Below are 7,489 nucleotides of genomic sequence, written 5' to 3' on the forward strand. Positions count from 1 at the left end.
TTTTATATTTGCTTTTCTATTTTAAATCTAAATAGGAATTTTTTGTTGATATCCCCAACTTCTTTAAGAAATCAGGGATATTAAATTTACAGTAGATTAATAACTCAAGTTGCTAGTTATCTCGTTGAGGCTGGTAATAGGTAATTGGTAATAGGTAATTGGTAATAAAAGCTCTGGTTTCATCCTGTTCATCCTTTAATCCTGGATATCCTGATAGCGCAGCGTGGCGTTAGCCATTTCTGACAATTTACCTAACTAGCAACTTACATTAATAAGTTACAGAATCTAAATTCAAAGTCGGACAGCAACCCAACAAATATCGGTAAATGTTGGGTTGAGGAACGAAAACCAACCTACGTAATTCTATTTTTTGAGCTTAACTGACAAGTATTGGAACAGCGAACCAATTTCACTCCTGAATTCTGGTGTATGTCATTAGTTAATATTGTGAATATGATGATCATTTAGTTGTGAACTAGCACCATTGTTAACAAAACTCAAAGTAATTCGTTTCATAAACCAATACAAAACCCAAAGAATTACAAAAGTAATCGTAATAATTATCAACGGCTGTTTACCAAGTATTTCCTCTACACCTTTCGTGATTATCGCATCTGGTTGAGTAATAAAGTCCCAACTGTTAAACCGTAAAAATCGTCCCCAATAAATACCAACAGCAGAAAGAGCATGAGTCATTAATTCAACAGAAAAAATCCATTTGCTTTTACCCGTTCGGTGTAAATAATAACCTAAATTTATCAAAGATATGACATAAGCCTCAAATCCGCCAAGAATGACCACAAAATACACAGGCATTAACACTAATGTAATCATCCATACTGACTGAACTCGCCGGATATCATCTATTAAATGAATAACATCAGTTAATAAATAAGGCGCATTTGGTAAAAAAGCATAGAAACTCAGAAATCCTAGCCACCAAATCCATGAACCTCCGCGTTTTTTGCGAAATAGCCAAACACTTAAAGCCAAAGGGATAAAAGCCAAGAATAGATTCCAAGTCATCCACCGCATATTAACTCGTAAAACATGGAAAACCGTTGTTATTAATTCAATCACTTCTGCTTTCATAGAATTGAAATGTATAGAATAAATGTTATTTCTTTCTTGACACAATATTTGCAGTTGTGGAGTCTTGATAACTCTAAAAACATTGTGTGTAAGAATCTATTTTAGATCACAGTTGCAGAAAACAGTTGTTTTTCAGAATTTTGGCTTTTACGTATTTTTTACGGTGATTGAGGATTTATCATAACTAAACCTTGATGTAGCAAGGTTGATTAGAGGAATTATGGTGATTTTTTCATGGCTTTCCATAAATTGAGATGTACAGGCAATACTTGTCGGTTAAGGAAATGTAGGTTGGGTTGAGCGAAGCCATAACCCAACAAAATCCTTGATAATGTTGGGTTTCGTTCCATTGCTTCGCGTCCACGCAGTGTCCCGCAAGGATACGTTTACGTTCCACAACCTAACCTTGTATCCCTGACGGGAGCAGGAGGTATCTTTCTAATCACCAGCTTATTTCTGCAAAATTGGGATGCTCCCGTTTCAAAGCCTGGTGTTGCTGAATTGGCCTATGATTTTTGGACGTAGAGATGTTTCATGGAACGTCTCTACAAGAGTCTTGAACGTATGCAAAATTATTTTCATCCCTAAAATCAGCAAGGACCAAAGCCTCTCCCCGCACCTCCTCCTAACTCCTCTTAGCAGAGGGAAAAGGAATAACATTTAATACCGGACAGGTTTACTAGAGGGGTTTGTTTATACATTAAAAACTTTTTAAACATCCTCTAAGGTATGATTTAGAAGTTTTAAATTTACAAGATTGTCATCAACTACTAAAATTTTGGTGCAGTTGGGTAATTTTTCCAAAATTTTTTCCTTATCCCCTAACTTGATCCAGTTGGATTCTGTCGAATATTAACTTATGAAGTCTCTTATGAAATCAGTATATACTGCCAAAACAAAATATACTCAAAACGGCTTGATTGTTTGATTCTAAACGTAGGGGTTTAGCACTGCTAAACCCCTACACATCTGGGTTCTTTGTCATTTGGCAAAAGTTTAAATCTCACCCGTTTTTAGTATAATGGCGATCGCAGTTAATAAACAATTAAGTCTGTATGTAATACTTGCCCTAAAGCCACTGTATCTCCATAATTAATTTTCTTGTTCATACATCAGTTTGCGTAGTTAGGAGGTACAAAATCTAAATTGAAATCTGTACAAAAAGCCAGTTTTACTCCTGACTCGGTGACTCCTGATTCCTGCTATATCTATGGATATTAAGTATTACCATTTACTTTATTCAGTATACACGAAATCTGATATACTATAATCTTAATAAAAAGTGTAATTTGCTACATTTTATATTAAGTAACCGGAGTTGCACAGCAAATAATTTTTCTTTTTACCCCTTCTTATTTTTTTATTTCTCCTGACTCCTAATTTTTCATCACACCCTATTTAAGACTACCAATCAGTTATGAGCTTAATTCTAATTATTGAGGATGAAAATTCGATTCGGTTAAATCTCCAAGAATTTTTAGAACTAGTAAATTTCTCGGTTATTACCGCCGTAAATGGCAGAATTGGCTTACATTTAGCCAAAAATAGAAATCCAGATTTAATCATCTGTGATATCCTCATGCCAGAATTAAGTGGATATGAAGTGTTAACCGAACTGCGGCGTGATCCTAAATTGGCTGATATCCCGTTCATTTTTCTTACCGCTAAAGCAGAACGCAATGATTTTCGTCAAAGCATGAATTTAGGTGCCGATGATTACATTACCAAACCTTTTCAGCCTCGTGAAATCTTAGAAGCAGTCAACGCTAGGTTGAAACGACATTCAATTTCTAATCAAGCATATTTAGAAGAGTCCCAAAAATTAGAAATACTCGAACAGGAAATCAAAAAAAATCGGTCGGAACTGCAAGACTCCCAGCAACTAGCGCAAATGCGGGGAAATCTTCTAGATCAAGTCTCCCAAGACTTACGCAATCCGCTTTCTAATATCAATATGGCAATTTGTATGCTTAAACAGGTTGAAAATGAAAAAGACAGAGACAAATATTTATTGATATTACAGCAAGAATGTAAACGACAAATTGAGATATTAAATGAGATGAGTAGCTTACAGGAATTACTAACAGATGAAAATGCTAAGTTGCTGAGAACTTACAAACTATTGGGAAAACTTTAATTAATTGAGGAGTCACCGAGTCAGAAAGAATTAAGGAATAATGGGCGAATACTATACTGTTCCCTATTCCCTGTTCCCTGCTCCTAAAAAAGATTACATTTAATGAAGTTAAAAACAAATAACCAATATGTCCATTGAACTGCAAACAGAACTAGGTGAAGCGGTGGAACAGCGTCGCAATTTTGCGATTATTTCTCACCCTGATGCTGGTAAAACTACTTTAACTGAAAAACTATTATTATACGGAGGTGCTATCCACGAAGCTGGAGCAGTCAAAGCCCGTAGAGACCAGCGAAAAGTGACCTCTGACTGGATGGCAATGGAACAACAACGGGGAATTTCCGTCACTTCAACGGTGTTACAATTTGCCTATCGCAACTGTCAAATTAATTTACTTGACACTCCTGGACACCAAGATTTTAGTGAAGACACTTATCGGACTTTGGCAGCGGCAGATAATGCGGTCATGCTGATTGATGCGGCTAAAGGCTTAGAACCCCAAACTCGGAAATTGTTTGAAGTCTGTAAAATGCGGGGGATTCCCATTTTCACCTTTGTGAATAAACTTGACCGTCCAGGTAGAGAACCTATAGATTTGTTGGATGAAATTGAGAAAGAACTGGGATTACAGACCTATGCAGTGAATTGGCCTATTGGCATGGGCGATCGCTTCAAAGGAGTTTTTGACCGCCAACAACAGCAAGTTCATTTATTTGAACGGAGTTCTCATGGTAGCAAGGAAGCAAGGGAAACTGTTCTTGATATAGGCGATTCCCAACTAGAAACCTTACTAGAAAAAGAACTTTACCACCAATTAAAAGACGAATTAGAACTCTTAGAAGGAGTTTGTCCAGAATTAGATTTAGACCTGGTACACGCTGGCAAAATGACCCCAGTATTTTTTGGTAGCGCCATGACCAATTTTGGGGTGGAATTATTCCTGGAAAACTTCCTCGACTTTGCCCTGAAACCAGGTACACATAGCAGCAGCGTCGGCGATATTCCCCCCACTTATCCAGAATTTACCGGATTTATTTTCAAACTCCAAGCCAACATGGACCCAAAACACCGAGATAGAGTGGCTTTCGTCCGGGTTTGCACAGGCAAGTTTGAAAAAGATATGACAGTAAATCATGCTCGAACTGGTAAAGTTGTCCGTCTATCTCGTCCGCAAAAACTATTTGCCCAAGAAAGAGAATCTATTGATGTCGCTTATCCGGGGGACGTGATTGGTTTAAATAATCCGGGTGTTTTTGCAATTGGCGATACTATTTATACAGGACAAAAACTAGAATATGAGGGAATTCCTTATTTCTCACCGGAACTTTTTGCTACTTTGAGAAACCCCAACCCGTCGAAATTTAAGCAGTTTCAAAAAGGTGTTTCTGAATTGCGAGAAGAAGGTGCTGTACAAATTATGTATTCAACTGATGAAGCCAAGCGTGACCCAATCTTAGCAGCGGTTGGTCAGTTGCAATTTGAGGTAGTCCAGTTCCGTTTACAAAATGAGTATGGTGTGGAAACCATTCTTGATTTATTACCCTACAGTGTCGCCCGTTGGGTTTTGGGTGGTTGGGAAGCCTTAAAACAAGTAGGACGTTTATTTAATACCACCACTGTTAAAGATAGCATGGGACGACCTGTGTTGTTATTCCGCAATGAATGGAACTGTCAACAGTTAGAAGGTGATCATCCAGGATTGAAGTTAAGTGCGATCGCCCCCGTCTTTTCCCATCAACAATCAGTAGAGAGTTAGGAGTTAGGAGTCAGGAGTCAGGAGTTCAGGAGTTCAGGAGTCAGGAGTCAGGAGTTAGGAGTCAGGAGTTCAGGAGTTCAGGAGTCAGGAGTCAGGAGTCAGGAGTCAGGAGTTAGGAGTTCAGGAGGAAAAAGAATTTTCTCAATAACCAATGACCAATAACCAATAACCAATAACCAATAACCAATGACCAATGACCAATGACCAATGACCAATAACCAATGACAACTGACAACTGACCAATTATCAGGGTATATCAACGAGCGTGCTATTTGTCACCGAGAACAGATTGGAGTACCAAAGTTTGTATGCCTTCCTATGCTGAATCATGTTTAGAGGCTGGTTTAGCTGCCCTCAAGCAGGGGAATTACTATACAGCGATCGCTAACCTTGAACCACTAGCCAAAAATCAAACCGAAGAAAAGATTTGTTTACAGGCACAAGTGGGGTTAGTTATGTCCTATGCCCGCACTGGCGAAATCTCCAAAGCGATCGTCCTGTGCCAAAATTTGATCGCTAATAGTAGTCCCCAAGTTCAAGAGTGGTCAAAACTTGCTCTTGAACACCTGCATAAACGCAAAAACCAGCAGAAAAAATCCCGCAAACCGAAGACTGGAATTATTTCCGGTTTAAATACCCCCCCACAACAGCTAAAAACCGCTTATGTTGGGGCTGATGGTAATACTAATATTCAACCCGTTAGCATTTACTGGCGAAATGCTAGACGTGCTAAAGTGTGGCAACCTCTACGCAAGCCTAATATTATTCCCTCCCGACTAATTGCCCTCTTCACATTCATGGCACTATTCTGGACGTGCCGAGAAGCACTGAAATTTGTATTGGGTTCAGTTAATCAAATTCTATATCAACTGCCATACTTAGAACCTATCCAGATTTTATATCGTGATCCTACCGACTTGATTCTAGGGTTATTTATAATCTTAATGGTATCGTCCCCTTGGTTACTCGACTGGGCGCTAACGAGATTTTCTGGTCAAGAAGAGTTGTCCAAAGAAAAATTAAACTCCTACAGTCGGGAAACAGTAAGGGTATTACAAAGGGCTTGTCAACAGCGGCGCTGGAATACCCCCCAACTAAGAATACTACCAATTGCTGCCCCTATGATCATCAGTTATGGCAATCTGCCCCGCACAGCCAGAATAACTGTTAGTCAAGGCTTATTAGAACAACTGGCAGATGATGAAATAGCTGCTATTTATGCTTTATCCTTGGGGCAAATTGGGCGTTGGGACTTTGCAGTGATGTCCCTAGTGTTACTCGTAACCATGCCATTTTATGGCATATATCAGCAAGTGTCAGTTTGGGAAAATCAACATCACAGTAAAATTTGGCGTTGGCTAGGTACAGCCTTAGCCGGCATTAACTATGGAATTTGGTGTCTGTTCACAGGCACAGCTTTACTTAATTCTCGGGTGCGACTTTACCATAGCGATCGCCTATCCGCAGAAATCACCGGTAATCCCAATGGACTAATTCGCGCCCTATTGAAAATATCCATTGGTGTAGCCCATGATGTCGGGTTAAAAGAACAGACCTGCTGGCAGTTAGAAAGCCTGAATCTGCTTTCACCCGTCGCATACCAGCACAGCATAGTTTTGGGTAGCACCGCTGGTCATCTACCTTTTGAATCATTCTTAAAATGGGAAAATTTTCATCCCTACCGTCAATGGTTAACAATCAACAGTTGTCATCCAGCGATAGGCGATCGCATCGAACGTCTTTGTGAAATAGCCCGCCATTGGCATTTAGACACCGAATTATATCAAACACCCCCATCACAACCCATCCTCATTAAGCCCCAAACCTTCTGTTTACAAATTGCCCCTTGGTTGGGAATCCCCCTTGGTCTTCTCTTCGCCTGTCTGATTTGGTTAGTTTGGCAAACAGCATACACCTTACATTTGTTAAACTTAAAATGGATTTATGATAATTGGTCTTTTGTTACAGGTTGTATGTTAATTGGTTTTAGCATTGGCACAGTCATGCGGATCAATGCTTTATTTCCCGAAATCATCCCTGCAAATGTTCAAAAAGACGAAAACTTGATCAACTTATTAGCAGATCCAGCAATTTTACCAATTGATAGCACTAAAATCCGTTTTACTGGTAAACTGTTAGGCCGTCCCGGAATTGGTAATTGTTTAGCACAAGACCTAATCCTACAAACTAGCCAAGGTTTAATAAAATTACATCATATTCCCTGGTTAGGAAAGTCATTCAATCCTCAAGACTTGATTGGCAGACAAATCACTGTCACAGGTTGGTTACGACGTGGGGCAACTCCCTGGATTGATCTCCAAACCCTAGAAACCCAAAGCGGCAAAAAAATTCATAGCCCTCATCCTATTTGGTCTACTGTCATCGCAGTCGTTGCCCAAGCTTGTGGTGCTTATATTATGCTTACAGGGTCTTAGTCATTGGTCATTGGTCATTAGTCATTAGTCATTGGGAAGAAATATTCCCCCTGCCCCCTGCCCCTGTCT

The 7,489-nt window shown here is 39.4% G+C and carries 5 protein-coding genes; 3 read left to right on the plus strand and 2 right to left on the minus strand.

The features are described 5' to 3' along the window. Window positions 1-435: 435 nt before the first annotated feature. Both IQ228_RS16730 and IQ228_RS27200 read right to left on the minus strand, forming a co-directional pair. Entirely contained in the window at window positions 436-1,092 is a 657-nt protein-coding gene (locus tag IQ228_RS16730) for a DUF1361 domain-containing protein (RefSeq protein ID WP_027402962.1), read from the minus strand. A gap of 218 nt (window positions 1,093-1,310) precedes the next feature. Next, the gene (locus IQ228_RS27200) at window positions 1,311-1,442 is read right to left on the minus strand and encodes a hypothetical protein (RefSeq protein ID WP_255549982.1); all 132 of its coding nucleotides are present in this window, start codon (window positions 1,440-1,442) and stop codon (window positions 1,311-1,313) included. 1,067 nt (window positions 1,443-2,509) lie between these two features. On the opposite strand from IQ228_RS27200, the gene IQ228_RS16735 reads away from it, so the two are divergent. The 3 genes from IQ228_RS16735 (at window position 2,510) to IQ228_RS16745 (ending at window position 7,420) form a co-directional block, all read left to right on the plus strand. Next, window positions 2,510-3,229, plus strand: coding sequence for a response regulator (locus tag IQ228_RS16735; protein WP_193963614.1), 720 nt, complete (start codon window positions 2,510-2,512; stop codon window positions 3,227-3,229). A gap of 127 nt (window positions 3,230-3,356) precedes the next feature. Further along, entirely contained in the window at window positions 3,357-4,985 is a 1,629-nt protein-coding gene (locus tag IQ228_RS16740) for a peptide chain release factor 3 (protein WP_193963616.1), read from the plus strand. 308 nt (window positions 4,986-5,293) lie between these two features. Continuing rightward, complete coding sequence (locus IQ228_RS16745) at window positions 5,294-7,420, plus strand: zinc metalloprotease HtpX (protein WP_027402960.1); 2,127 nt, start codon at window positions 5,294-5,296, stop codon at window positions 7,418-7,420. Window positions 7,421-7,489 lie beyond the last annotated feature (69 nt).

This window comes from Dolichospermum sp. LEGE 00246 (genome assembly GCF_015207865.1).
In the GTDB taxonomy this organism is placed as follows: Bacteria; Cyanobacteriota; Cyanobacteriia; order Cyanobacteriales; family Nostocaceae; genus Dolichospermum; species Dolichospermum heterosporum.